Here is a 22,171-nt window from a genome sequence, read left to right as displayed (position 1 = left end):
CCCTACTATGGAAAACAAAAATCAATATGTAAACATTCCGGCCGAATTGAAAAGCCAGCTACCTATATTTCAGGTACTGGGAGATCATTTACCAAGCCAGATGCAAACACCCCAGGCAAGAAAAACCATTTCAAGTATCTTGTTCTGGGTTATCATTCTGGGTGGTTCCTATGCTTTTTTTAAGTTTCTGCCCACCATGTTGCTTTATGCGGGAAAAAGCATCCTGTTTGTTATTTTCAGCATTATTCTGATTACGCTGCTGTTACTGGCTCCCAAGATAATTGCCCTGCTCCACCGTTTGGGTACTGTCCTTCTTTTTAAAGGCGAAAAAGCAGTGATAAGAAACAACCCTATTGAGACACTACAGCTGCTTTCAAGAGATGCCAAGGACACCTTAAAACGCGTTAAAGACAAAATTGCAAATGTAGATGGTGTAAGGATTGACATGATTCAAAGCGGGGAGACTGCACAAAAGACCGCGGAGGAGAAGTATACTTATGCCAAGAGGTTTACTGTTGAAGCGGCGAATCTGGATGAAAAGGCAAAACAGGAAAATACCAATAACAATAATGAAAAGGCTAATGAATACGGTCGGGACGCCAAAGAAACCCGTACCAAAGCATTCCTGCTAGGTAAAGAAGGCGAAGCTGAGGAACAAAATGCCAGAAGCTATGTACAATATGCAAACCAGTTTGCCAAAGTACTGGAAGTTTTAAAAGACAACGAAAGTGCTGCCCGGATCTATGTGAGTACACTTGACAGCAGTATTTCCATTATTTCCAAGAAGCTGGAAGCTACACAGAAAATGAAAAATGCTACTGACGGTCTTGCTGAAGTGTTTAATATCAAAGATGGCTGGGTATTTCAGGAAGCAATGAATGCCGCCACCGGTGCCATCAGTCAAAACATTGCATCAATCCGGTCTAATCTTGATTTTCTGGATCAGAATAATAACATTACCGTTGGTGGTGCACCTTCACAAAGCGAACTTGAAGAGTTCATCCATAAAGTTGACGAACGTAACCTTAAGATGCTTAACGTAAGTCAAATGGCCGATTCATCATATGAACTTAAAGCGGAAGAAAAAGTAGACAAGGGCTTTACCCTGCTGGATTAATCAAACAATCAACTTATTATAAAACAAAAAAATGGAAGAACAATCAACCTGGGCCAGACTACGTTGGCCAATAAAAGCATTAATTATAGCTGCTCCCATTATTGGTGCAGGCTATTGGGCGGTTCAAAGTGGGAAATTTGATGCCGTACCTGGTGGCAGTGGCCCTGGTGGCGATACCACCAACATCAGCGTACCCGCCCCTGCTGTAAAAGGTGGCGACGAAGAAAGGACTTTTAATTATACACCCGAAAAACCGGTAAACGGTGAATACAAAGGCGTAGTAGAGGTAGGTGCTTCAGGCTTTAATTCTTTTGTGGTTAACATTGACAAAGAGAAACGCTGGGAGATTATTTCTAAAGACTTCGGTAAGTCCTTCGTATATGAAGGCATGGCCAGTACTGCAGACATACGTACCGGCCTGAAAGATTATATTGGTGCGATGTTCGACAAGGGGGTAAAATCCAGGAACATTCATTTTGTAATCAGCTCCGGCGCCCAAAAGGAGCCCAAAACTGCCATCATCTCCTCGGAATTAAAAAAAATGGGCTATGTGGTTAATCTGGTTACTGCCGAGCAGGAAGGAAAACTGGCTTTGAAATGCGTATTACCTGCAGCCTACTACGACAATTCTTTTGTAGTAGATATAGGGTCTGGCAATACCAAGATTTCGTGGATGAGTGGTGATGTTCAATCGGCGGAAGCACCGGGTGCCAAATACTACGAAAAAGACATGAAAGATGAGGCCGTATATGCGCAGGTTAAAGCTGTAGCGGAAAAGATCCCGGTATCAAAAAGAGAAATTTGCTTCATTATTGGTGGTGTTCCATTTGAACTTGCAAATCAAACCCGCAAAGGTGAAGAAAGGTTTACAGTTTTGAATGACCCTGATAAGTACAATACCGATAAAATAAAAGTTAAAAGTGGCGTAAACATTTACAAAGCCATAAAAGATGTGACCAAATGCGACACTTTTGTGTTCGACTGGGATGCCAACTTTACTATAGGCTTCCTGCTGTCTATCAAATAAGGGAATTAATATTTCAGAGAGAAAAAAGGTGTTTCATTAAAATGAAACACCTTTTTTCTCTCTTATACTTTTTTCCTGGTCCGACGGTACACACAGGGGCATGCTAACCATAAATGTACTGCCAACATTCAACTCACTTTCAAAGCTGATACTCCCTCCCTGCAATTCGGTGAACTCTTTGCACAGCATTAAACCCAGGCCTGCACCCCGTTCATTTCCTGTTCCAAAGGTTGGTTTTAGTGCCGGAGAAAAAATGGAGGGTTGCTGCGCTGCAGGAATACCCGAGCCCGTATCTTTAACCTTGATCAAACAATTTGTTCCATCTTTTTGCGCAGAAACTGTGATATCCCCTCCCGGGAAAGTAAACTTAATGGCATTGGTGATGAGGTTTCTGACCACAAGCTGCAGCATATCCGGATCTCCAAGTACACAATGTTCGTCTGTAATGTCACTCTGTAGTTCTATCCCTTTTTCTTTTGCAATAGCTTCCAGCACATCAAGTGTACTTGCCAATGTTTGTTTCAGGGGTAAAGATGTTAAACTGATCTGGACAGCATCCATCTGGCTCTTTGTCCAGGACAGCACATTGCTAAGCATAAAGGCCGTGTCTTTGGTCCTGCTGAGCAATTGTTTTTCCATATTCAGTCGCTCCGACTCTTCCAGTTTATATTCAGTGAGCAGTTCAAGGTATCCCTGTATGGATACAAGCGGCTCTTTAAGGTCGTGTGCCAATATAGATAGTAGTTTATTCTTGGTGTTGTTACTGATTTCCAGTGCCAAGTTCTTTTGAGCAGTAGCTTCTCTTTCGCTATAATAGGAATTGCGGATGAAAGATGTAATGAGCAGAATTATGGCTACGCAAAGCAGGTAGGTAAAAGCAATATCTATAAATTTACTTTCTGCATCCGGGTAGGTGTTTTTTACAGCCCCCGGGGTATTGAATTCAAAAAACAGTAAGCCTAATACAATGACAATGTTTACAGGAAGCCATATCCAGAAATGCCTTTTAGGAACAATAGATACTGTTATTAAAAAAGATAAGGCAAATACTACCGAACTGGGGCCATTTATCCCAGAATTATAATAATAGTTAACCATGAGCAAGGTATTGTTCATTAGAAGCAGGATAACAATACCCACACTTGTTCTATGCCTGAACCTTGAAAAGTAATATATGATCAGTACAACCACCAGAAGACCACACATTAAGATAGAAAGACCAGTAAGGCCTAGCGAAGCGTTAAAAGGAATACATGCCAGCAAGCCCATCAGGGCCACCAGACAAACAGAATGAAATATTCTGCCTTCCAGGGTAAATGCATCTTTTTTTCCGATAAGATAGTCCCGAAATCTGGTCATGTAAAGGGGCTAGTTTGCGTTAAAAATAAATAAACCAAAGTTGGTGCCGACAGGTACCAACGAGCAATTACGAGAGCCTAAGATACCTATTTATTTTATAAAACAACCTAAAACTTTTCGGGTACGCAACAAGCAGTGTTGTAGCCCTATCTTTTTTCGTAGTGCAATCCTGTTACACCACAGGCAAAGGTTTTGGCTTCCAGAAAGTTCAGTTTTACCCTTTCGGTAATGTCTTTAAACATAGGGATGCCCTGCCCCATCAATACCGGGTTTACAAACAGCCAGTATTCATCGATCAAATGCTTATGCGTAAGGTAATGGACTACCGATGGGCTTCCAAATATCAGGATATCTTTACCTGCCTGCTGTTTGATCTGCTCAATTTGCTTTGCGATATCCGCTCCTATAAATTGCGTATCAGGGCTATCCTGCCCCGACATAGTAGCTGAAACTACCAGCTTAACAACGCTTTTATACCACCTGGAATGTGCGATATCGTGTTTTGAGGCATGTGGTTTTTCTGCCGCAGTAGGCCAGTAACTGTCCATCATCTGGTAAGTAACCCTTCCGTATAGGGCCGTATCGGCTTTAGCGGTAAAACGCTCTACGAAATCAAATAATTCGTCGTCAAAACTGATCCAGTCCATTTCGCCATTTGGCCCGGCCACAAACCCATCGAGGGTAATGTGCATGGATACTATAATTTTTCTCATATCTTTTTACCTATCAGGATAAACTTTTCTTCTCACAATTTGTTTAATCAAATATAAAAACTTCAGACAAATGGGACTATTTAAAACAGCATTAATTGGCGCCGCAATATACGGTGTGGTTAAATATGTTACTAAAAAAGACATCAATGGGCGCTCTATAGCAGATGATATCCGTGATAAAGCTCCAGAATGGATGGAAAAAGCTAAAAATTTAAAGCAGGAACTTAAAATTGAACTGGAAAAGCAGCGGTACTAGCGCTCAGCCGTGCCTACAATGTACCCGGACCAATATAGTTTTTAATCACAAACTGTGTTTCAAATCCCAGTTTGTCATACAGGCCCTTGCCCATGTCTGATGCCTGGAGCATTGTGTACCGGGCGCCCATATCAATGGCACGATTAAGTACAAACTTCATGATTTCTTCGGCATAACCACTTCGCCTGGCATCCGGACTAACTCCTACCCCATGTATCCCGATAATTTCTCCTGTCTGAAACATTATCGCCGTGCCAACCGGCTGATTTTCAAAACAGGCAAGATAATAATGAATTTCAGTGAAAGTATTAACCAGAATAGTTTCACTGATGCTGTAGCCAAATGCCTGTGGATAGAGTGCAGCCCATTCCTTCATGTCTTTACTGCTGGTTAGGCGTTTAAAATCCAGGCGCTTTTGCTCATCAAAGCGGTTTCCCAATTCCAGGCACATGGCAATTTGCCTGCTTTTTTCGGTAAAGCCACCCGCTTCAAGATTTTTGAGGGAAGAAGTTCCGTATAAGTCCCAATATGGTATCACCAAATTGGTATCGGAAGCTGAATTTTGCGCTAAAACCAGCTCAGCATCCTGCCTGGAAATTTCCCTGTTAAACCAGATTTTATTGGGCCATTCCGAACCAGGTATTTGAACATATTCATAATCACCTTTATTGAAATAAGCTTGAAAGGCTGCCCCCGCAGTTTTCCAAAGTGTAACCAGGTTATCAATATTTCCTATAATCAGCTGATCTTTTGTCATCATTTTAAATTAATTAGTAAAATTCCCATCATCATTGCCGCAATTCCGGCTATCCTTTGTACAGTTATGGGTTCCTGTGGCAAATTAAGCCAGCCAAAATGCCCTGCTATCAGCGCAAAAATCAATTGTCCGCATAGACCAAGAGAGATCATCGTGGAAACACCAAGTTTTGGAATGGTATAAAAATACAGGCTGATTCCGAATACACTAAACAGCCCACCCGTAAACCACAAATAAAAAGGCACCTGTTTAACCGTGCTGAGTGCCGGCATATTTTTCATGGTCAACAATACAACAATTAAAGCAAATACCGTACTGCTCAGGGAAGTGGCAATTGCGGCCAGCAGGGGCTTTTTTAACAGCACCCCGAGATGACTGTTAAAGCCTGCCTGTATGGCTAAAAAAATACCTCCTAAAAAGGCCAGGGCTGAAAGTGCAATTTGATTCATAGGACAAAAGTAATCCCGTCCTTTTTCAAAATGCTTTACATATGTTAATTTGGGTATTTTATTTTTTGAGTGTTTGTCTGATCCGGCTCAATTGAATTGGGGTTATGCCCAAATGTGAGGCAATGTGCTGTAACGGAATTCTTTTATCAATACCCGGATGCCTTTGCAGCAATTTCAAATACCTGGTAGTTGCAGTGTCCATTACCAGCGAAATTTCTCTTTCCTCTTTATCAATAACCCAGTTTTTTTCGAGATAAGCAATGTAAAAATCTTTAAAATCGGGTCGTTCGTCAATCAGTGCTTTATATTTTTTGAAATTCAGACTGATAATAATGGTTTCCTCCAAAGCCTGTAACGTGAAACCCGATGGTTTGCCCAACATCATCGACACTTTGGAGCCTGCAAAATACCCCTCAAGAAAAATATTTTTATTGTAGGTATTTCCCTTCTCATCACCAAAATAAGCCCGCATTGCCCCTTTAACAATAAAATGCAGGTTTTTAGCAACTTCGCCGCTATGCAGTAATATTTCGCCCTTTTTAAGCGATTGAAATTGTGCCATCGCTTCAATTGATGCTAAAGTCTCAGCTGCCAGCGGTGCATAACTCAAAAAAGCAGATTTCAATAGTTCTATATATTTCTCCTTGTCTTCTGGGGTCATATCTATCGCTTATTTACCAGGTAACTGCCTACTTCTTTTCCGGAATCGTCCAGCATACTTACTGTTATCTGTTTTCTGCTCGCCTTAACGCGGGTCAGAGTTCTGCTCCCCTCCTTTGGCCCCCCTCCAATAATGATCGGATACCGGTTCAGCCCTTCAGCCGGCGGGTGAACCTTATAGCGATGGGTATGGCCACTCATGACCAGGTCTACTTTCGCGCTGTTCATGATGGGTTCAAAAAGTTTTGTACAATGAACAGCTCCATGCGCATCACCAGAATAACGAGGGGGAATGTGCATCAGCACCACACGAAAGGCAGCATTTTTAAATTCTTTTTTGTTTACTTCCTGCTGCAGCCAAACAGCTTGTTCTTCGCGGTATTGGTCAAAATCAACAATCCCGGCATATACCGGATGTACATCTTCCTTATCTTCTCCTGTATCCAGGATTACAAAGCGTACCGGGCCCAAAGTGAATGCGGTATAACCTACATGATCAAAGTACCCGGCCATATCCCGTGCAAATTTACCCCTGGTTTCATGATTGCCACGTACGTAAACGAATGGAGTTGTTTTTGCAAAGTAATCCACACAAGGCTGCAATAAGTGATCAATGATCTGTTTTTCATCGGTATGATAGTCAAAAACATCACCATTAAAAAAAACAAAGTCCCGCTTATTGCCCTTATCCAGGTCTAAAAGTGCAGCAATCGATTTCGGACGATCGTGTATGTCATTCATCATTACAAAAGAGATCTCATCCTTAGTGCTATCGGTGTTTAAAAAGCTTTCAATAGCTCCGGAAATTGTTTGACCATAGGTTAATTTATAAGGCTGAAAATCCAGAATCTCTTTGGAAACAATTCTATAATAATATTTGACACCGGGTTTTAAACCTGATAGTTTTACACAGTTTAGTCTCCCGGCAGGCTTCAGGCCAAGCTCACTTTTTCCATAAGACTTATTGGTTAACTGCTCAGCCGATTCTCCATATTCAACCCAACTATTGCTGTTTTTATTGGTAATCCATAATATGGAAATCCCATTTCCAAAATTGGTTTGTAAGTAGGGCCCGGTAAGGATACTGAATTTTTCTTCGGACAAATTACCAGGATTGGAAATTGCCAGCTGAGGGTTTAAAAGCGCAAGTCCGCCTAATGCAAACCCTCCTTTAAGGAAGGTCCTCCGGCTTTCGGTCTGTAAATTTCTGGGCATATCTATTAATTTGCTTGGTTGTTAATTATAGACGATTTAAAGCCCTTAAAGTAGTAGATTATTTTATTATTCTTTTAACCTCTTTTGGATTGCAGCCTCACAAACTGGATGTAATCTGTATTAACAGGTTTAACGTTATATAGCTTCATTTCTTTGGCTATCTGCGCGCGGTGATAGGTACCATGATTAAAAACGTGTATCAAGATATCAGAAACAGATGTTTCATAATAATCACCGGTTGAGACAGTGTACTTAATAATAGGGGATTCTGTGGCCTCAGGGTATTCTATTTGCGACAACTCATTTGCACTGTTCTCAAGGAGTACTTTACATAATTCCAGATCATGTAGCTGCCAAACACTCACTTCAGGCACTATGCCTTTTATTCTGCAAACCCATATCGTTTGGGCATTTACAATATGACTGAACAATGAAATACAGGATTCGGGAAGCGAGCTGGAATTGGCTGTTAAGGCATCCAACAAAAGTGAATTTGCCCAATTGTTATATTTTCTCAGTTGGTTCAACATAATTTTTTTTATTCAAATTTATGTTTCTAAACCTACATTCTTAAACGATACTGGTCTTTTGCAAATGCTGATCTTTACATAGTCCTGATTTCCATTAAAAAACAATATTCCCTTTGTACATCAGTGATTTTACAGGTGATATCCGGGAAACTGCTTCAGCTGAACAACTTGCGTCAATAAAAACCAAACTCGCCTCATCTCCTGCTTTTGGCCATTGCTGAACACCCTTATCGTCCAGAGGCAAGGGACCTGTGGTTGCCAGTTTTAAAATTCTTGAGAGGCCGAATTCCGTAGAATATCCGTACAATTGTGCCGCCAGATTGGCTTTTTGCAAAACACTCCCCGTCCCAAATGTATTCCAGTGGTCAACAATGCTGTCGTTTCCTGTCATTACCTTCACACCTGCTTTCATCAATGTCGGGATTGGCATAATTAATCCGCCAAAAGGAATGGTAGAAACGATACCAATCTGCGCAGCAGCTAATTTCTCAGCCATTTCTTCCTGTTTTGCTTTGTCTAAACGGCCCAGGGCAAAACAATGACTGAGGTAGGTCTTTCCTTTCAGCGCCGGATTTTCATTTACCTTATCCATCAGATAGTTTATCGTTTTTAAGCCAGATTCTCCGGATTCATGCAGATGGATATCTATCCCTTTGTGATGATCTAAAGCCAGCTGAACCGTAAAGTCTATCGTTTTTTCGATGGCGCCATCAATGGAATAAGGATCGACACCACCAATAAAGTCGACATTCATTTTCGCAGCCTCTTTCAGGTAAGGCACAGACTCGGTATAAAAAACACCGTGCTGTGGAAATGCCACCAATTCGGCACCAAAAACATTCTTTTTGTTTTCTAAAGCTTTCTGCAAATGCGCTAATGATTCCAGTTTAGAAGTAGGCTCAATATTCACATGGCTTCGTGCAAAAGTGCTTCCTTTGGACTGCAGCAATTCTATCATTTTTTCCGCCTTGTAGGTAGAAGTTTTTAGCATTTCCGGCAGTATCTTCTGTTCAAGTGCAATCATTCCCTTTACCCCTCCGGCTCCCCGCCTTATTGCCTGCCAATGACCACCATAAAAGGTCTTGTCGAGATGAATGTGCATATCCTTAAATGAAGGCAGCATCAACATGCCCCTGGCATCAATAGCATTTGCATTGGCTTGATTAGGGCCAACGTTTTTGATTTTCCCGTTTTCTATTTCTACAGAAAAAAGTCCTGTTTTTGTAGCAATAACATCCTCTCCTTCGTAAGTAAAACCTGTTTCCAATCTGACATTTTTAAATACCAGGCTTTTCCTCTTAAAGGTTGTTGGAGCCGCAGCGTCTTCCTGAACGGGCTTCGCACTCAAACTAGGGCTGCCAGCCACTATACCTGTCAGCGCAATTGAAGAATTGCGGATGAATTTTTTTCTTGTGATTGATTCCGAGACCATAAAACTAAAAATAGTATCCAACAAAATTACCTGGTGCAGGAGACATAGTTGTGGATAATTTATCTCAATGCTTGTAGGATTTATTACTTTCCAGAAGAGTCAATTCAAAATACAATTGCGTAAAGCCAATTTTGCAGGCCATCACCATAGCGGAATTTTGGGAACCATGCCAACACTTTTACCCTTGAATTTCTAATATACTTTTAACACATCAGGATTTTCAGAGCGAAAAGGCCCACACCAACCGGTTGGGAAATCGGATAAGCCAATAATTAGTTTTTTTTTAACGCTTCCATATGCGCCAAAGCATAGCTCCATAAAGAGCTACCACAAATGCCAGCAGCAAAAACAACTCAAAGCTTGTTTCCGGAAAATCGCTGGATTGTGATAAAAAAGCAGCTGTAAGTAGAAAAGTGAGCAGTCCGGTTGTAACGCTAAAGATAAGTTTTCCGGTTTTGCCGGCCTGCCTACCAACCGGTGCCGAATTTAAAAGAGTCGCTTTCTGAAGATCATTACTGAATCCTAATGCATCCAGATCCAAATCCAATTGTTTGGCCAGGAGATTAAGGTTATAAGCTCTCGGCAATACCTCCGCCTTTTCAATACGTTGTACCGAACGCAGGTTAAGCTGCGCAAGATCTGCAAGTTGCTGTTGCGAATAGCCCTTACTTAATCGCGCATTTCTAATCAGGCCCGCAATTTTTTCTTTTTCCGTGTTATTGGTCACTTTGACTTACGACATTTTACGACGTATGTAAATGTCGTAAACTAAAGCGGTTTCATGCATATACTTTTACAGAAAAAACTCATGATCGCCATTGCTTTCGAATTATTATTCTCCTGGCTGCTGTTAAAATATAGCTTCGGTCAAAACCTGAATGCCTTAGGTTTTCACATCACTACCAAACGCCTCCTGTTGATGCTGTATGGCTTCGTCCTGCCATTGGTTTACTTATCTGCGCTTTACCTTGGCATTTCCCTGTGGGTACAAAACCCATATCAGCTCAATCCGCATTATACTGCCGGCGACTTCATAAAAGGCCTATTTTATGTATTAAAGGCAGTAGTTTTTGAAGAATTGATCTTTCGCGGAGCACTCCTGTACTTTCTTCTCAAAAAGCTGGGTACCAGGAAAGCAATTCTAACATCTGCCCTCGCTTTTGGTGTTTACCACTGGTTTTCCTATAACCTCTTCGGGCAACCGGTTCAGATGCTGACCGTATTGATTTCCACCGCTGCAATGGGTTATTTACTGGCCCTGGCATTTGTAAAAACTTGTAGCGTACTGCTCCCTTTTGCCTTACATTTAGGATATAATTTTACTTCAATGATCTTATTCTCGAAAGAAAAAAATATTGGCCTGCAGCTTTTTATAAAGACATATGCTGTAGATCCCGTTAAACCGGAAGGTATATTGCCACTGCTTATTGTCGTTATTTATCACATCGGGTTTCCCCTGCTTGGCTTTGCTTATCTTAAATTACTAAGGGCTGCAGCAACCGGTTAGTTTTGCTCAATCTCTTTCAGACTGTTCATTTTCTTGTAAGCAAGGAAACCTTTAATGTCTTCAAAATGTTCGCGCACGCGCTTATTACCAAACTCGAATACTTTCTGTGCCAGCCCGTCCAGAAAATCCCTGTCGTGTGATACCAAAATCAGGGTGCCGTCAAAATCCTGCAATGCCCCTTTGATAATGTCTTTGGTCTTCATGTCCAAATGATTGGTTGGCTCATCCAGTATCAGCACATTTACGGGTTCCAGCAACAACTTGATCATCGCCAAACGTGTCTTCTCACCCCCGGAAAGCACTTTCACTTTTTTGGTAATATCGTCGCCGCTAAACATAAAGGCCCCTAACAAGTCTTTGATTTTTACCGTCCCATCGCTTAACGGGATCTGGTCAATAGTTTCAAATACTGTTAAATTCTCATCCAGCAATGCAGCCTGATTTTGGGCAAAGTAGCCAATCTTCGCATTGTGCCCCACTTTTAAACCTCCCTCAAAATCGATTTCGCCCATGATGGACTTGATCATGGTCGACTTACCCTCACCATTCTTACCTACAAAAGCCACTTTTTCTCCCCGCTCAATTACCATCGATGCCTTTTCGAATACCACATGATCACCATACTTTTTGGTCAGTTCCTCAACAATTACCGGGTATTGACCAGAACGTGGCGAAGGCGGGAACTTCAGACGCAATGCCGAAGTGTCGACCTCATCGATCTCAATGACTTCCAGTTTTTCGAGCATCTTTACCCTTGACTGCACCTGTAAAGTTTTGGAGTAAGTGCCTCTGAAACGATCTATAAATTCCTGGTTATCGGCAATAAAACGTTGTTGCTCTTCATAAGCTTTCAACTGATGCACACGGCGGTCGGCCCGCAATTGCAGATAGTGGCTGTATTTAGCCTTGTAATCGTATATCCGCCCCATGGTAACCTCAATTGTACGATTGGTGATGTTATCTACAAAAGTACGGTCGTGCGAGATCACCATCACAGCCTTTGCCGAGTTGATTAAAAAGTCCTCCAGCCATTGGATACTTTCAATATCCATGTGGTTGGTAGGTTCATCCAATAAAATCAGATCAGGTTTCTTCAATAAGATCTTGGCCAGTTCAATCCGCATGCGCCATCCGCCCGAAAACTCAGAAGTCTGACGGGTAAAATCCTTACGCTCAAAACCCAGGCCTTTTAATACCTTTTCTACCTCAGCGTCATAATTGACTTCTTCAGCCGAATAGAATTTCTCGCTCAGTTCCGATACCCGCTCAATTAACTTCATGTAATCGTCGCTTTCATAATCGGTCCTGATGGTAAGCTGTTCGTTCAGCTCGTCCAGTTCCTTTTGCATCTGGTGCATCTCCTGAAAAGCTTTTAAGGTCTCTTCAAATACGGTAACATTGTCCTCTGTAAGCAAATGTTGTGGCAAATAGGCAATTACGGCATCCTTTGGCCCGGTTACATTACCCGAAGTAGGTTTTGCAGCATTGGCAATTATTTTTAGGATGGTCGACTTACCTGCACCATTTTTACCCATCAGGGCTATTTTATCATTTTCATTAATTGAAAAGGTTACATCACTGAACAGGGTAGTTCCGCCAAATGAAACGGAGATATTATTTACATTAATCACGAAATGGGGGTATTAAATTGAGCCGCAAAGATAGTGGAATACAATCCGGATGTATAAGAAATTCAGGAAAAAATAAATGGGCATAGGGGTAAAACCGAAGTGGCGCGTAACAAGAGTATAAAACAAAACAGGAACAAGTACGCAACCCACTTCAACTATGAAAACATCAGCTAATAATTATTCAGCATTAAAAATACTCATCACAGCATTTTTACTTACCTATCTTGTAACCGACATTTCTGCCCAGGAAAAACGAGTTAAATACAACATCATCCGGAATGACAATGTGATAGGACAAATGCAGTTCTCCCAAAAGAACGAATCAGGAAATCTGTACCTGACCATGACCTCCTTAACAAAAACAAGGTTTGTGTTTAATATAGAGGTAAATATAGAAGAAAGGGCCCATTTCCAAAACGGGCAGCTGATCAGTTCAAGCGTACAACGTCGTGTAAACGGGAAAGAAAAGGCAAATAAACAAACCCGTTTGGTCAACAATAGTTATCAGCTTCATTCTAACCAGAACATTTCCAGGCTTAACCAGCCAATTCGTTACAACCTGATGATGCTCTATGCAAATGAACCCTCCGAACTGGAACAGGTCTACTCAGATAACTACCAGCAATTTCTTGATATTAAACGCACCGGTGCCCACACTTACCGGATCCAGTTACCCGACGGAAATTATAACGATTATCATTTCGCGAACGGCCTGTGCCATGAGATCATCATTCACAACACCTTGTATACCATTAAAATGCAAATGGCCTAACTCCCGCCACTAATCCCATTACTTATTCAAATCCTTAATCATGAAACTTATGCAACACATTGCTTTCCGTATTCAGCAGATATTTGCCGCCCCTCAAATTGACTTCACAGAGATCAGCAGCCTTGAAAAAAAAGCACCAGATCTTGTTGTCTATGTACTGCCCATAGTCATTATGATCACCATCATCGAACTCCTGGGCTCTTATTTTCTGGAGCGAAAAAACTACGAGTCCAAAGAAACCATCGGCTCACTGCTTGTCGGAGCAGGAAACCTGATGATCAATCTAGCCATGAAAACCGTTATGCTTTACGGAACCGTATGGTTGTATAATGTACTTCCCTACCGGATGGCGCTCAACTGGTGGACTTTAATACCTTGCTTCATCATTTACGATTTCTGTAGTTACTGGACACATCGGATCTCTCATTTTTGCCGTTTTTTCTGGGCCTCCCATGTGGTGCATCATTCAGCAGATCATTACAACCTGACAGTTAATTTCAGACAAAGCTGGTTCCAATACACAAAAGTGATCTTCTTCATTCCCCTGTTGCTCACGGGGGTGCACCCTGTTATCTTTTTTGTCGCCAATCAGCTCAGCTTACTTTATCAGTTCTGGGTACATACCGAAGTTATTGGAAAGCTCAATCCCTTCATTGAAAAATACCTGGGCACCCCCTCTAACCATCGTGTGCACCATGGCAGCCAGGAAAAGTACCTGGATAAAAACTTCGGGGCAGTGTTCATGGTATGGGACCATTTGTTCAAAACATTTCAGTACGAAACAGAGAGACCTATATATGGAATTACCAGTTCCTTAAAAAGTAAAATAGACCCTCTTTATCTAAATACACATGAATTTCAGGATATTGTAGCAGATGTCAGACAAAGTAAAAGCTTTGGCAGTAAGCTGTATTACATCTTTGCAAGTCCCGATCGTATAGCTAAAAGAAAATCTGCGAAAAGAGCCCATGTTTAAATATCTTAGCATTCCCTATGGATTATAACGGAGATCACAACCTTCTGGAACGTATCCGGGCAGGAGACAAAAACGCTTTTCAGGAAATCTTTCATAAGTTTTACCGAAAACTGCGGGTCTATGCGTATACTTTTGTTAAAGAAAATGAAGATGCCGAGGAAATTGTACAACAGGTATTTTGCAGGATATGGGAACGCAGGGACCAGCTCCGGCCCGAGGGCTCCCTTCAATCATTGCTCTATCGTTCCGTATACAACGAAAGCTTAAGTCAGCTCCGGCACCAAAAAGTCAGAAATACCTTTCAGGTCCATCAAACCAAACAAATGGAAAATACAGACCGCGATGCAAGTCATCAATTGATCGCTTCAGAATTAAACCGGCAAATTCAGCATGCAATTGCAAAACTGCCTGAACAATGCCGTACTATTTTTCAGATGAGCCGTTTTGAGCAACTCAAATATCAGCAAATTGCAGACGCGTTGAACATATCTATAAAAACAGTTGAAAACCAGATGGGAAAAGCATTGAAGGTTATGCGAATCAAACTTATTGAATTCCTTCCCCTTATCGTCATCTTATTACATTTAATATCATGAGCAACGAAAATACAATAAACGATGGCCTGCTGGTCAAATATCTCATGAATGAAGCCGATGCGGCAGAAACAAATGAGATAGCGCTATGGCTTCAGGAAAGCTCAGAACATCAAAAATATTTAGCTCAGCTGAAGCTCATCTGGGAAGAAAGCCTTAGTCTGACTGAAGGAAACCAGGAAGAGCAGGAAGCAGCTGCATGGCACAAACTGGAAACCCGCCTCCAGTTCAATGAACAGGGTAATCCGGGAGTCCGGCGCTTAAAACACCGTTGGCTTAGCATAGCAGCTACTGTTGTATTGATTAGTGGCCTTACCTGGTTTGGCCTGCAATATTATAACAGCACCAGGCTCATTACGCTAAAAAGCAATGCCAAAGTTATGAACCAGATATTGCCTGACGGTTCAAAAATCACCTTAAACAAAAACTCTGAAATTACCTATCCAGGTGCATTTAAAGGTAAAACCAGATCAGTAAGTTTACAGGGGGAAGCCTTTTTCAAGGTGACCGCCGATGCAGCAAAACCCTTTGTAATAAAAGTAAACGACGTTACAGTTAAGGTAGTGGGCACTTCATTTAATGTAAAAGGCAGGAACAATACTACCGTTGTGGTAGTTGAAACAGGCATTGTACAGGTGAGTAAAGCACACCGGAGTGTAGAACTGCATCCGGGAGAACGAACAATAGCTAACGCTAAGCAGGAAAACCTGTCTGTAGAAAATACCCAAAGCAGGTTATACAACTATTACCGTACAAATGAGTTGATATGTGACCATACCCCGCTGCAGGAACTGGTAGATGTTTTAAATGAAACCCAGCAGGCAAACATCAGCATCCTTACACCAGCATTAAAGCAGAAAGAGATCACTGTAAATTTTAAAAACCAGTCGCTCACTGAAATTCTGGAAGTGATTAAAGGGACATTTAAAATTCAGGTTGAGTATAAAAACCAGCAAATTATACTCAAATAAAGTTTTTTATGCGTCTTTTTACTAACCGCCTCTTACTGCTTGTCTGCATATCCCTGCTTCATCTGAACAGCTATGCCCAGTCTATACTGGGCCGCAGCATTTCCATTAACTGCAATACACAGCCCCTGGGTATAGTCATGGATCAGATCGAAGAAAAGGCCGGATTCCGGTTTTCGTATCAAAGCAGGATCATACCAAGGGATAGTCTGGTTAGTCTTCAGGTTACAGCAATCAGTGTAAAGGATGCATTAGACCAGCTGCTTAATGAACGGTACGACTACCTGGAAACAAAAAATTTTCTTATCCTGCGTTACGCTCCGAAACGTCTAACCTTAATTCTGGATAAAGCATCGGGCGACCAGGAACATTACACCATACAAGGTTATGTGGTTGACGAACAAACAGGTGCTAAAATACACAATGCCAGTGTTTATGAGCGGAATCTTGCCCAGGCCACTTTAACCGACGAAAACGGATATTTTAAGATCGATCTGTCGCATATCTTTCAACCCCTTGCCCTCAGCATCAGCAAAGAAGAATATAAAGAACTTACTACCTATTATTTATTGGAAGTTGACATCAGGCAAGCAAAGAGATCTGTCCGGAAAAACGATATTTCTCAGGATCCGGGCACGCTTCTTGAAAACGGACTGGCAAAATTTCTTATTTCATCAAAACAGCGTATACATGCATTAAATCTTGGGACCATCATTTCCAAAGCACCTTATCAGGCTTCTTTAACACCCGCAATTAATACTCATGGCAATTTCAGCGGACAAATTGTGAATCAAATAGCGCTCAATGTGATTGGTGGTTACAATGCAGGTGTAAATGGTGTTGAAGTCGGCGGTATATTCAATCTCAATAAAATGAACATGCGCGGTACTCAGGTAGCAGGTATTTTTAATATTAACGGAGGTGGAACAGACGGGGTACAACTTGCAGGCATCTATAATATAGTAAAGAAAAATGCTTCAGGTCTGCAGCTGGCCGGTATATTCAATACCGTTCATGGAAAATCAGAAGGTCTGCAAATGTCGGGAATTATAAATCGGGCTGACCAGCTTAATGGGTTACAGTTCGGACTGATCAATATCGCCAAAGCCTCTACAGGTTATAGTTTCGGATTGCTGAATTTAATTGGCGATGGTTTTCAGCGGATAACGCTGAGCAGCAACGAAACTACGGACCTCAACCTGGCGCTGAAAACCGGCAATAATAATCTTTATACTGCAGTCCTTGCCGGTGCGAACCTAAGAGAAAAAAATCAACAATATAGTTTTGGATTTGGCTTCGGAACAATGATGTGCCCTGGCGCCCCTCTTAGCTTTAGCCCCGAATTGAGCTGTCGTTACCTTTATTTGGGCAACTGGAGAGACCTTAACTTTCTGAACCGCCTGGATCTGGGATTAAACCTGCGTATAGCAGATAAGCTTAGACTTATAGCAGGTCCTTCAGTAAATATTTACTATAGTGATCAGTCTGCCGTTTATAAAGGTTATGCTGATCTGCTCCACCGTAAAGATCAGTTTAATTTGCATCATACCAAACTGAAGGGCTGGATTGGCTGGACGGCTGGAATTATGATATTTTAAATGAGTACAGGTTGCCGCAGCATAGCCGGCCCCCAGGGGCAATAAAAAAGCCGCCTCTAAAACATTAGAAACGGCTTTTTGACTGTGCGCCCACCTGGGCTCGAACCAGGGACCAAAAGATTATGAGTCTTCTACTCTAACCGACTGAGCTATAGGCGCAGTGAAAATCTTTTCGATTTTGCGAGTGCAATGTTACATATTTGTATTCAATTATGGAAACAGTTTTAGCACAAAAAATAAAAAATATTATTTTCGATTACGGCAATGTAATCTTCGAAATTGACTTCAAAAAGGCTCAAGAGGCTCTATTACAACTCGGTATTGCCAATAATACAGAATTCTTTTCGCACAAAAGCCATCATCAGCTTTTTAATAATTTTGAGACCGCAGCCATCTCTCCGGCCCAGTTCCGGGAAGGGATCCGTGAAGCGGCAGGTAACAATGACCTCACAGACCAGCAAATTGATGATGCCTGGAACAGCTTACTGATTGGTGTACCTCCCGGAGTTCATGATGTATTGCTTAAAGTAAAACAGAAATACCGCACATTTTTACTGAGTAACAATAATGAAACGCATTACAATTACATCGTAGATTACCTGAAAAGAGAATTCAATATGGAAGACAATGCCGCATTGTTCGAAAAAGCATACTATTCCCAGCAAATGTTTTTGCGCAAGCCTAATGTAGAAATATTTGAACAGGTCATTAAAGAGAATAAGCTGAACCCAGACGAGACCCTTTTTATAGACGATAGTCCGCAGCATATCGAAGGCGCAAAATTAGCTGGTCTGCATACCCTGTTGATGACCAGGCACCCCAGAGAACTGGAACAGGTTTTGGCAGAAAACCACATCCTATAGTCAATCTCCATTTATTGAAAGAGATTAAATAGAAAACCTCTATACCTTTATAGATATTTGCTGTTTGCATCCTGATCTGATTATCCATAAATTTATAACAATGCCTGAAATAACTAACAAAAGTGCATTGTTATAGCTTAATAATTTAATGAAGAAATATGGAAAACAATTCTAATGACATCAGTAAATGTCCGTTTCATAACGGCAGCATGAAGCATAATGTTGGCGGTGGCGGTACACGAAATAACGATTGGTGGCCAAATCAGTTAAAACTAAATATTCTCCGCCAGCACTCCTCCCTTTCGAACCCTATGGATGAGCAGTTCGATTATGCAGCAGCCTTTAACAGCCTGGATCTGGAAGCGGTAAAAAAAGACCTGCATGCACTCATGACTGACTCTCAGGACTGGTGGCCGGCAGATTTTGGCCACTATGGTGGCCTGTTCATCCGCATGGCATGGCACAGTGCAGGCACTTATCGTGTAGGTGATGGACGCGGGGGTGCAGGTGCCGGACTCCAGCGCTTTGCACCATTAAACAGCTGGCCTGATAATGTTAGTCTGGATAAGGCCCGGAGATTACTTTGGCCAATCAAACAAAAATATGGCCGCAACATTTCCTGGGCAGATTTGATGATCCTGACGGGTAATGTTGCATTGGAGTCAATGGGTTTTAAAACCTTTGGTTTTGCCGGCGGACGTGAAGATGTCTGGGAAGCAGATGAATCTGTATACTGGGGTGCAGAAAAAACATGGCTGGGCGGCGATCTACGTTATGCACATGGTTCTTCGGGGGTAGAAGGTGAAAGTGTATTGGTAGCGGATGACAATGCCGATGGAGACATTCACTCCAGAAAACTGGAAAAACCACTTGCAGCTGTACAAATGGGGTTGATTTATGTCAATCCGGAAGGACCAGATGGCAATCCCGACCCGGTAGCTGCAGCCAGAGACATCCGTGATACCTTTGGACGAATGGCCATGGACGATGAAGAAACAGTAGCGCTGATAGCAGGCGGCCATAGTTTCGGCAAAACGCACGGCGCAGGTGACACAGCACTGGTGGGTAAGGAGCCCGAGGCTGCAGGTATTGAACAGCAGGGCTTTGGCTGGGCCAGCAAATTTGGCAGCGGTAAAGGTGCCGATGCCATTACCAGCGGATTGGAAGTTACCTGGACCAGAACCCCTACCCAATGGAGCAATAACTTTTTTGAGAACCTGTTTGGCCACGAGTGGCAGCTCACTAAAAGCCCTGCCGGTGCACATCAATGGGTTGCCAAAGATGCAGAAGCAATCATTCCGCATGCATTTGACAGTTCGAAAAAGCAGCTTCCTATGATGCTGACAACCGACCTTTCATTGAGGTTCGACCCGGCGTATGAAAAAATATCCCGCCGCTTCCTTGAAAATCCTGATGCATTTGCAGATGCCTTTGCCCGTGCCTGGTTCAAACTGACACATCGCGATATGGGGCCTCGTTCACGCTACCTGGGGCCGGATGTGCCGGAAGAAATACTGTTGTGGCAAGACCCAATTCCAGCTGTTGACCATCAGTTGATCGCTGAGGATGATGTTAGCGCCCTGAAAGCAAAAGTACTGGCATCAGGGTTAAGCACATCTGAGCTGATAGCTACGGCATGGGCCTCTGCTTCAACTTTCCGCGGTTCCGATAAGCGCGGTGGTGCCAATGGTGCCCGAATCAGGCTTGCCCCGCAAAAATACTGGCAGGTAAACAATCCGCCACAATTACAAAAGGTACTGGACGTGCTGGAAAATATCCAGAAGGAATTTAATGCGGCACAGGCAAACGGCAAAAAAATTTCCCTGGCAGATCTGATCGTACTTGCAGGCTGCGCAGGGGTTGAAAAAGCAGCAGCAGCCGCAGGCCATAAGCTTACAGTTCCTTTCAGCCCGGGCCGTATGGATGCTGCCCAGGAACAGACCGACGTAGAATCCTTCGGTTACCTTGAGCCTATTGCCGATGGTTTCCGAAATTACCGGAAAGCAAAAATTCCGGTATCGACAGAAGAATTGCTGATCGACAAAGCTCAGCTGCTCACACTTACAGCGCCAGAGCTGACTGTACTATTGGGCGGTATGCGTGTGTTGAATACGAATTACGATGGCAGTAAACATGGTGTGTTTACCTCACGTGCCGGGCAGCTAACCAATGATTTTTTTGTAAACCTGCTGGATATGAATACCTCCTGGAAAGCGGCATCAGAAGACAGGGAAATTTATGAAGGCAGCGACCGTGCTACAGGGGCAAAAAAATGGACTGCCACCCGAGCAGACCTTGTTTTTGGTTCCAATTCCGAGCTTAGGGCAGTAGCAGAGGTATACGGAAGTGCAGATGCGCAACAAAAGTTTGTTACCGATTTTGTATCGGCATGGAACAAGGTGATGAACCTGGACAGGTTCGATCTGGCTTAATTTTTTAATGCTACATAGAAAAGGCTTTTGCACATGCAAAAGCCTTTTCTATGTTGTTAAACTTTGTTAAAGCCTTCTGCGCTTTTTTTCCTTAATGATCAGGCCAAGCTCCCTGCTGGTTGCACCGGCAATAGAAGTATTTTCCTGCGCCCTTCTGAAAAGATAGGGCATCACCGCCTTAACAGGCCCATAAGGCACATACTTGGTAACGTTATATCCTGCATCAGATAAATTGAAACTTAAATTATCGCTCATGCCCAGCAATTGCGCAAAATAAACATGCGGATGGTTGTGGTTAATGTTATGCTCATCCAGCAGCTGTGCAAGAATACGGCAGCTTTCTTCATTATGGGTACCGCAAACAAAAGCAATTTCGGCTATGTGTTCCATACAGTAGTGCAAAGAAGCATTGTAATCCCTGTCGGACGCCGCCTTATCGGGCTGTATAGGCGAAAGATAGCCCATTTCCTCGGCACGTTTCCTTTCCTTTTCCATATAAGCACCACGTACCATTTTTACCCCCAGTATAAAGCCTTCAGCTTTTGCAATCAGGTGATCAGCCTTCATATCGACCAGTTTATCGTGGCGGTACATCTGGTAGGTATTGTATACAATTATCCGCTCCCTGTTAAACAGGCGCATCATGTCCATAGCCAACTCGTCAATCGTATCCTGTATCCAGGTCTCCTCTGCGTCCACCATAATCGGTACATTTTTTTCAAATGCAGCACGGCAGATCTTCTCGCAACGTTTTCTGACCTTATCGAATTCAGCCTGTTCGGCAGCGCTCAGCTCCTTTTTGGCGTCCAGCTTTTCCAGCAGGCCAAACCTGCCTATACCTGTCACCTTAAAAACCGTAATGGGAATACGTGGATCACCTGCTGCACGTTCAATCGTCCGGATGATTTCCTCACAGGTAAAGTCAAAAACGGCTTCTTCCTCTTCCCCTTCAACAGAATAGTCTAAAATAGTACCTACATTGCCCGAATGCAGCTGTGCAATGGTATGCTCACATTCTGCGATGGTTTCCCCGCCACAAAAGTGTTTAAATATAGTGGCCTTAATGATGCCTTTGATCGGCAATCCTATGTTAAGGCTAAAGTTGGTAATGGGCGGACCTATTTTTGTTAAAAAATTACTGCTGATGATCTTAAAAAGCCAGTAAGCCGCGTTTAATTCGGCATTTGACTTATTGCGGAATGCAATTTCGGTATCATCAAAATTTAATGATTTTTTGGGGGGTGTTTCCATTTACGAATGTCAGTTAGTCATTTTGCATGCAAAAGTATAAATTCCCTTGCTATTGGTGGTAAAAC

Annotated in this window: 22 protein-coding genes and 1 tRNA gene; 11 read left to right on the top strand and 12 right to left on the bottom strand. The window is 42.5% G+C overall.

Features of this window, described 5'->3' with window-relative positions; genetic code table 11:
• Positions 1-7: 7 nt before the first annotated feature.
• Complete coding sequence (locus tag ABIE26_RS02730) at positions 8-1,117, top strand: hypothetical protein (protein ID WP_310140309.1); 1,110 nt, start codon at positions 8-10, stop codon at positions 1,115-1,117.
• Between the two features lie 31 nt (positions 1,118-1,148).
• Positions 1,149-2,144, top strand: coding sequence for a hypothetical protein (locus ABIE26_RS02725; protein WP_310140312.1), 996 nt, complete (start codon positions 1,149-1,151; stop codon positions 2,142-2,144).
• A 36-nt stretch (positions 2,145-2,180) separates the two neighbouring features.
• Here ABIE26_RS02725 and ABIE26_RS02720 read toward each other — a convergent pair whose 3' ends face one another.
• On the bottom strand, positions 2,181-3,503 hold the full coding sequence (locus ABIE26_RS02720) for a sensor histidine kinase (RefSeq protein ID WP_310140315.1): 1,323 nt from the start codon (positions 3,501-3,503) through the stop codon (positions 2,181-2,183).
• Between the two features lie 146 nt (positions 3,504-3,649).
• Entirely contained in the window at positions 3,650-4,216 is a 567-nt protein-coding gene (locus ABIE26_RS02715; RefSeq protein WP_310140317.1) for a dihydrofolate reductase family protein, read from the bottom strand.
• A gap of 70 nt (positions 4,217-4,286) precedes the next feature.
• On the opposite strand from ABIE26_RS02715, the gene ABIE26_RS02710 reads away from it, so the two are divergent.
• Positions 4,287-4,472 (top strand): YtxH domain-containing protein, encoded by a 186-nt coding sequence (locus ABIE26_RS02710; protein ID WP_310140319.1) that lies wholly within the window; start codon positions 4,287-4,289, stop codon positions 4,470-4,472.
• A gap of 13 nt (positions 4,473-4,485) precedes the next feature.
• Here ABIE26_RS02710 and ABIE26_RS02705 read toward each other — a convergent pair whose 3' ends face one another.
• The 7 genes from ABIE26_RS02705 to ABIE26_RS02675 all read right to left on the bottom strand — a co-directional run bounded on the left by ABIE26_RS02705 (position 4,486) and on the right by ABIE26_RS02675 (position 10,242).
• A complete protein-coding gene (locus tag ABIE26_RS02705; RefSeq protein WP_310140321.1) occupies positions 4,486-5,232 on the bottom strand; it encodes a GNAT family N-acetyltransferase in 747 nt (248 codons plus the stop codon).
• On the bottom strand, positions 5,229-5,678 hold the full coding sequence (locus ABIE26_RS02700; protein WP_310140324.1) for a DMT family transporter: 450 nt from the start codon (positions 5,676-5,678) through the stop codon (positions 5,229-5,231). Before ABIE26_RS02700 ends, ABIE26_RS02705 begins: the two co-directional genes overlap by 4 nt.
• 58 nt (positions 5,679-5,736) lie before the next feature.
• The gene (locus ABIE26_RS02695) at positions 5,737-6,339 is read right to left on the bottom strand and encodes a Crp/Fnr family transcriptional regulator (RefSeq protein WP_310140326.1); all 603 of its coding nucleotides are present in this window, start codon (positions 6,337-6,339) and stop codon (positions 5,737-5,739) included.
• Positions 6,340-6,341: 2 nt separating this feature from the next.
• A complete protein-coding gene (locus ABIE26_RS02690) occupies positions 6,342-7,553 on the bottom strand; it encodes an FN3 domain-containing metallophosphoesterase family protein (protein WP_310140328.1) in 1,212 nt (403 codons plus the stop codon).
• A gap of 74 nt (positions 7,554-7,627) precedes the next feature.
• Positions 7,628-8,083: a DinB family protein gene (locus ABIE26_RS02685; RefSeq protein ID WP_310140331.1), complete on the bottom strand. Its 456-nt coding sequence runs from the start codon at positions 8,081-8,083 to the stop codon at positions 7,628-7,630.
• A gap of 94 nt (positions 8,084-8,177) precedes the next feature.
• Positions 8,178-9,515, bottom strand: coding sequence for an amidohydrolase family protein (locus tag ABIE26_RS02680; RefSeq protein ID WP_310140334.1), 1,338 nt, complete (start codon positions 9,513-9,515; stop codon positions 8,178-8,180).
• Between the two features lie 283 nt (positions 9,516-9,798).
• Complete coding sequence (locus tag ABIE26_RS02675; RefSeq protein ID WP_310140338.1) at positions 9,799-10,242, bottom strand: helix-turn-helix domain-containing protein; 444 nt, start codon at positions 10,240-10,242, stop codon at positions 9,799-9,801.
• Positions 10,243-10,296: 54 nt separating this feature from the next.
• On the opposite strand from ABIE26_RS02675, the gene ABIE26_RS02670 reads away from it, so the two are divergent.
• Entirely contained in the window at positions 10,297-11,022 is a 726-nt protein-coding gene (locus ABIE26_RS02670) for a CPBP family intramembrane glutamic endopeptidase (protein ID WP_310140340.1), read from the top strand.
• Here the strand turns inward: ABIE26_RS02670 and ABIE26_RS02665 are convergent.
• Entirely contained in the window at positions 11,019-12,653 is a 1,635-nt protein-coding gene (locus tag ABIE26_RS02665) for an ABC-F family ATP-binding cassette domain-containing protein (protein WP_310140342.1), read from the bottom strand. The two genes, ABIE26_RS02670 and ABIE26_RS02665, sit on opposite strands and share 4 nt — an antisense overlap.
• A 157-nt stretch (positions 12,654-12,810) precedes the next feature.
• Between ABIE26_RS02665 and ABIE26_RS02660 the strand changes: the two genes are divergently transcribed.
• The 5 genes from ABIE26_RS02660 to ABIE26_RS02640 are packed head-to-tail and all read left to right on the top strand — an operon-like array spanning position 12,811 to position 17,560.
• Positions 12,811-13,425: a DUF6134 family protein gene (locus tag ABIE26_RS02660; RefSeq protein ID WP_310140344.1), complete on the top strand. Its 615-nt coding sequence runs from the start codon at positions 12,811-12,813 to the stop codon at positions 13,423-13,425.
• A 40-nt stretch (positions 13,426-13,465) separates the two neighbouring features.
• Positions 13,466-14,401 (top strand): sterol desaturase family protein, encoded by a 936-nt coding sequence (locus ABIE26_RS02655; protein ID WP_310140345.1) that lies wholly within the window; start codon positions 13,466-13,468, stop codon positions 14,399-14,401.
• Positions 14,402-14,418: 17 nt separating this feature from the next.
• A complete protein-coding gene (locus ABIE26_RS02650; RefSeq protein WP_310140347.1) occupies positions 14,419-14,997 on the top strand; it encodes an RNA polymerase sigma-70 factor in 579 nt (192 codons plus the stop codon).
• Positions 14,994-15,965 carry a FecR family protein gene (locus ABIE26_RS02645; RefSeq protein ID WP_310140350.1) on the top strand — a complete coding sequence of 324 codons (972 nt, stop codon included), beginning with the start codon at positions 14,994-14,996 and terminating at the stop codon, positions 15,963-15,965. The genes ABIE26_RS02650 and ABIE26_RS02645 overlap by 4 nt, the downstream gene beginning before the upstream one ends.
• A gap of 8 nt (positions 15,966-15,973) precedes the next feature.
• Positions 15,974-17,560 (top strand): hypothetical protein, encoded by a 1,587-nt coding sequence (locus tag ABIE26_RS02640; RefSeq protein WP_310140351.1) that lies wholly within the window; start codon positions 15,974-15,976, stop codon positions 17,558-17,560.
• An 85-nt stretch (positions 17,561-17,645) separates the two neighbouring features.
• On the opposite strand, the gene ABIE26_RS02635 is transcribed toward ABIE26_RS02640, so the two are convergent.
• Positions 17,646-17,719 (bottom strand) — tRNA-Ile (locus ABIE26_RS02635).
• Between the two features lie 53 nt (positions 17,720-17,772).
• On the opposite strand from ABIE26_RS02635, the gene ABIE26_RS02630 reads away from it, so the two are divergent.
• Together ABIE26_RS02630 and katG are read left to right on the top strand one after the other, a co-directional pair.
• Positions 17,773-18,423, top strand: a complete 651-nt coding sequence (locus ABIE26_RS02630) for an HAD family hydrolase (protein ID WP_310140355.1) — start codon at positions 17,773-17,775, stop codon at positions 18,421-18,423.
• Between the two features lie 158 nt (positions 18,424-18,581).
• A complete protein-coding gene (gene katG / locus ABIE26_RS02625) occupies positions 18,582-20,855 on the top strand; it encodes a catalase/peroxidase HPI (RefSeq protein WP_310140357.1) in 2,274 nt (757 codons plus the stop codon).
• Positions 20,856-20,921: 66 nt separating this feature from the next.
• Here katG and ABIE26_RS02620 read toward each other — a convergent pair whose 3' ends face one another.
• On the bottom strand, positions 20,922-22,106 hold the full coding sequence (locus tag ABIE26_RS02620) for a proline dehydrogenase family protein (RefSeq protein ID WP_310140362.1): 1,185 nt from the start codon (positions 22,104-22,106) through the stop codon (positions 20,922-20,924).
• Positions 22,107-22,171: the final 65 nt, after the last annotated feature.

It is taken from the genome of Pedobacter africanus (assembly GCF_040548825.1).
In the GTDB taxonomy this organism is placed as follows: Bacteria; Bacteroidota; Bacteroidia; order Sphingobacteriales; family Sphingobacteriaceae; genus Pedobacter; species Pedobacter africanus_A.
The sequence above is the reverse complement of the archived record's forward strand: the minus strand, read 5'-3'. Positions and strand labels throughout refer to the sequence as shown.

Coding starts and splice junctions, on each gene's coding strand:
- ABIE26_RS02730 (WP_310140309.1), top strand. CDS start 8: ATGGAAAACAAAAATCAATATGTAAACATTCCGGCCGAATTGAAAAGC.
- ABIE26_RS02725 (WP_310140312.1), top strand. CDS start 1,149: ATGGAAGAACAATCAACCTGGGCCAGACTACGTTGGCCAATAAAAGCA.
- ABIE26_RS02720 (WP_310140315.1), bottom strand. CDS start 3,503: ATGACCAGATTTCGGGACTATCTTATCGGAAAAAAAGATGCATTTACC.
- ABIE26_RS02715 (WP_310140317.1), bottom strand. CDS start 4,216: ATGAGAAAAATTATAGTATCCATGCACATTACCCTCGATGGGTTTGTG.
- ABIE26_RS02710 (WP_310140319.1), top strand. CDS start 4,287: ATGGGACTATTTAAAACAGCATTAATTGGCGCCGCAATATACGGTGTG.
- ABIE26_RS02705 (WP_310140321.1), bottom strand. CDS start 5,232: ATGATGACAAAAGATCAGCTGATTATAGGAAATATTGATAACCTGGTT.
- ABIE26_RS02700 (WP_310140324.1), bottom strand. CDS start 5,678: ATGAATCAAATTGCACTTTCAGCCCTGGCCTTTTTAGGAGGTATTTTT.
- ABIE26_RS02695 (WP_310140326.1), bottom strand. CDS start 6,339: ATGACCCCAGAAGACAAGGAGAAATATATAGAACTATTGAAATCTGCT.
- ABIE26_RS02690 (WP_310140328.1), bottom strand. CDS start 7,553: ATGCCCAGAAATTTACAGACCGAAAGCCGGAGGACCTTCCTTAAAGGA.
- ABIE26_RS02685 (WP_310140331.1), bottom strand. CDS start 8,083: ATGTTGAACCAACTGAGAAAATATAACAATTGGGCAAATTCACTTTTG.
- ABIE26_RS02680 (WP_310140334.1), bottom strand. CDS start 9,515: ATGGTCTCGGAATCAATCACAAGAAAAAAATTCATCCGCAATTCTTCA.
- ABIE26_RS02670 (WP_310140340.1), top strand. CDS start 10,297: ATGCATATACTTTTACAGAAAAAACTCATGATCGCCATTGCTTTCGAA.
- ABIE26_RS02660 (WP_310140344.1), top strand. CDS start 12,811: ATGAAAACATCAGCTAATAATTATTCAGCATTAAAAATACTCATCACA.
- ABIE26_RS02655 (WP_310140345.1), top strand. CDS start 13,466: ATGAAACTTATGCAACACATTGCTTTCCGTATTCAGCAGATATTTGCC.
- ABIE26_RS02650 (WP_310140347.1), top strand. CDS start 14,419: ATGGATTATAACGGAGATCACAACCTTCTGGAACGTATCCGGGCAGGA.
- ABIE26_RS02645 (WP_310140350.1), top strand. CDS start 14,994: ATGAGCAACGAAAATACAATAAACGATGGCCTGCTGGTCAAATATCTC.
- ABIE26_RS02640 (WP_310140351.1), top strand. CDS start 15,974: ATGCGTCTTTTTACTAACCGCCTCTTACTGCTTGTCTGCATATCCCTG.
- ABIE26_RS02630 (WP_310140355.1), top strand. CDS start 17,773: ATGGAAACAGTTTTAGCACAAAAAATAAAAAATATTATTTTCGATTAC.
- katG (WP_310140357.1), top strand. CDS start 18,582: ATGGAAAACAATTCTAATGACATCAGTAAATGTCCGTTTCATAACGGC.
- ABIE26_RS02620 (WP_310140362.1), bottom strand. CDS start 22,106: ATGGAAACACCCCCCAAAAAATCATTAAATTTTGATGATACCGAAATT.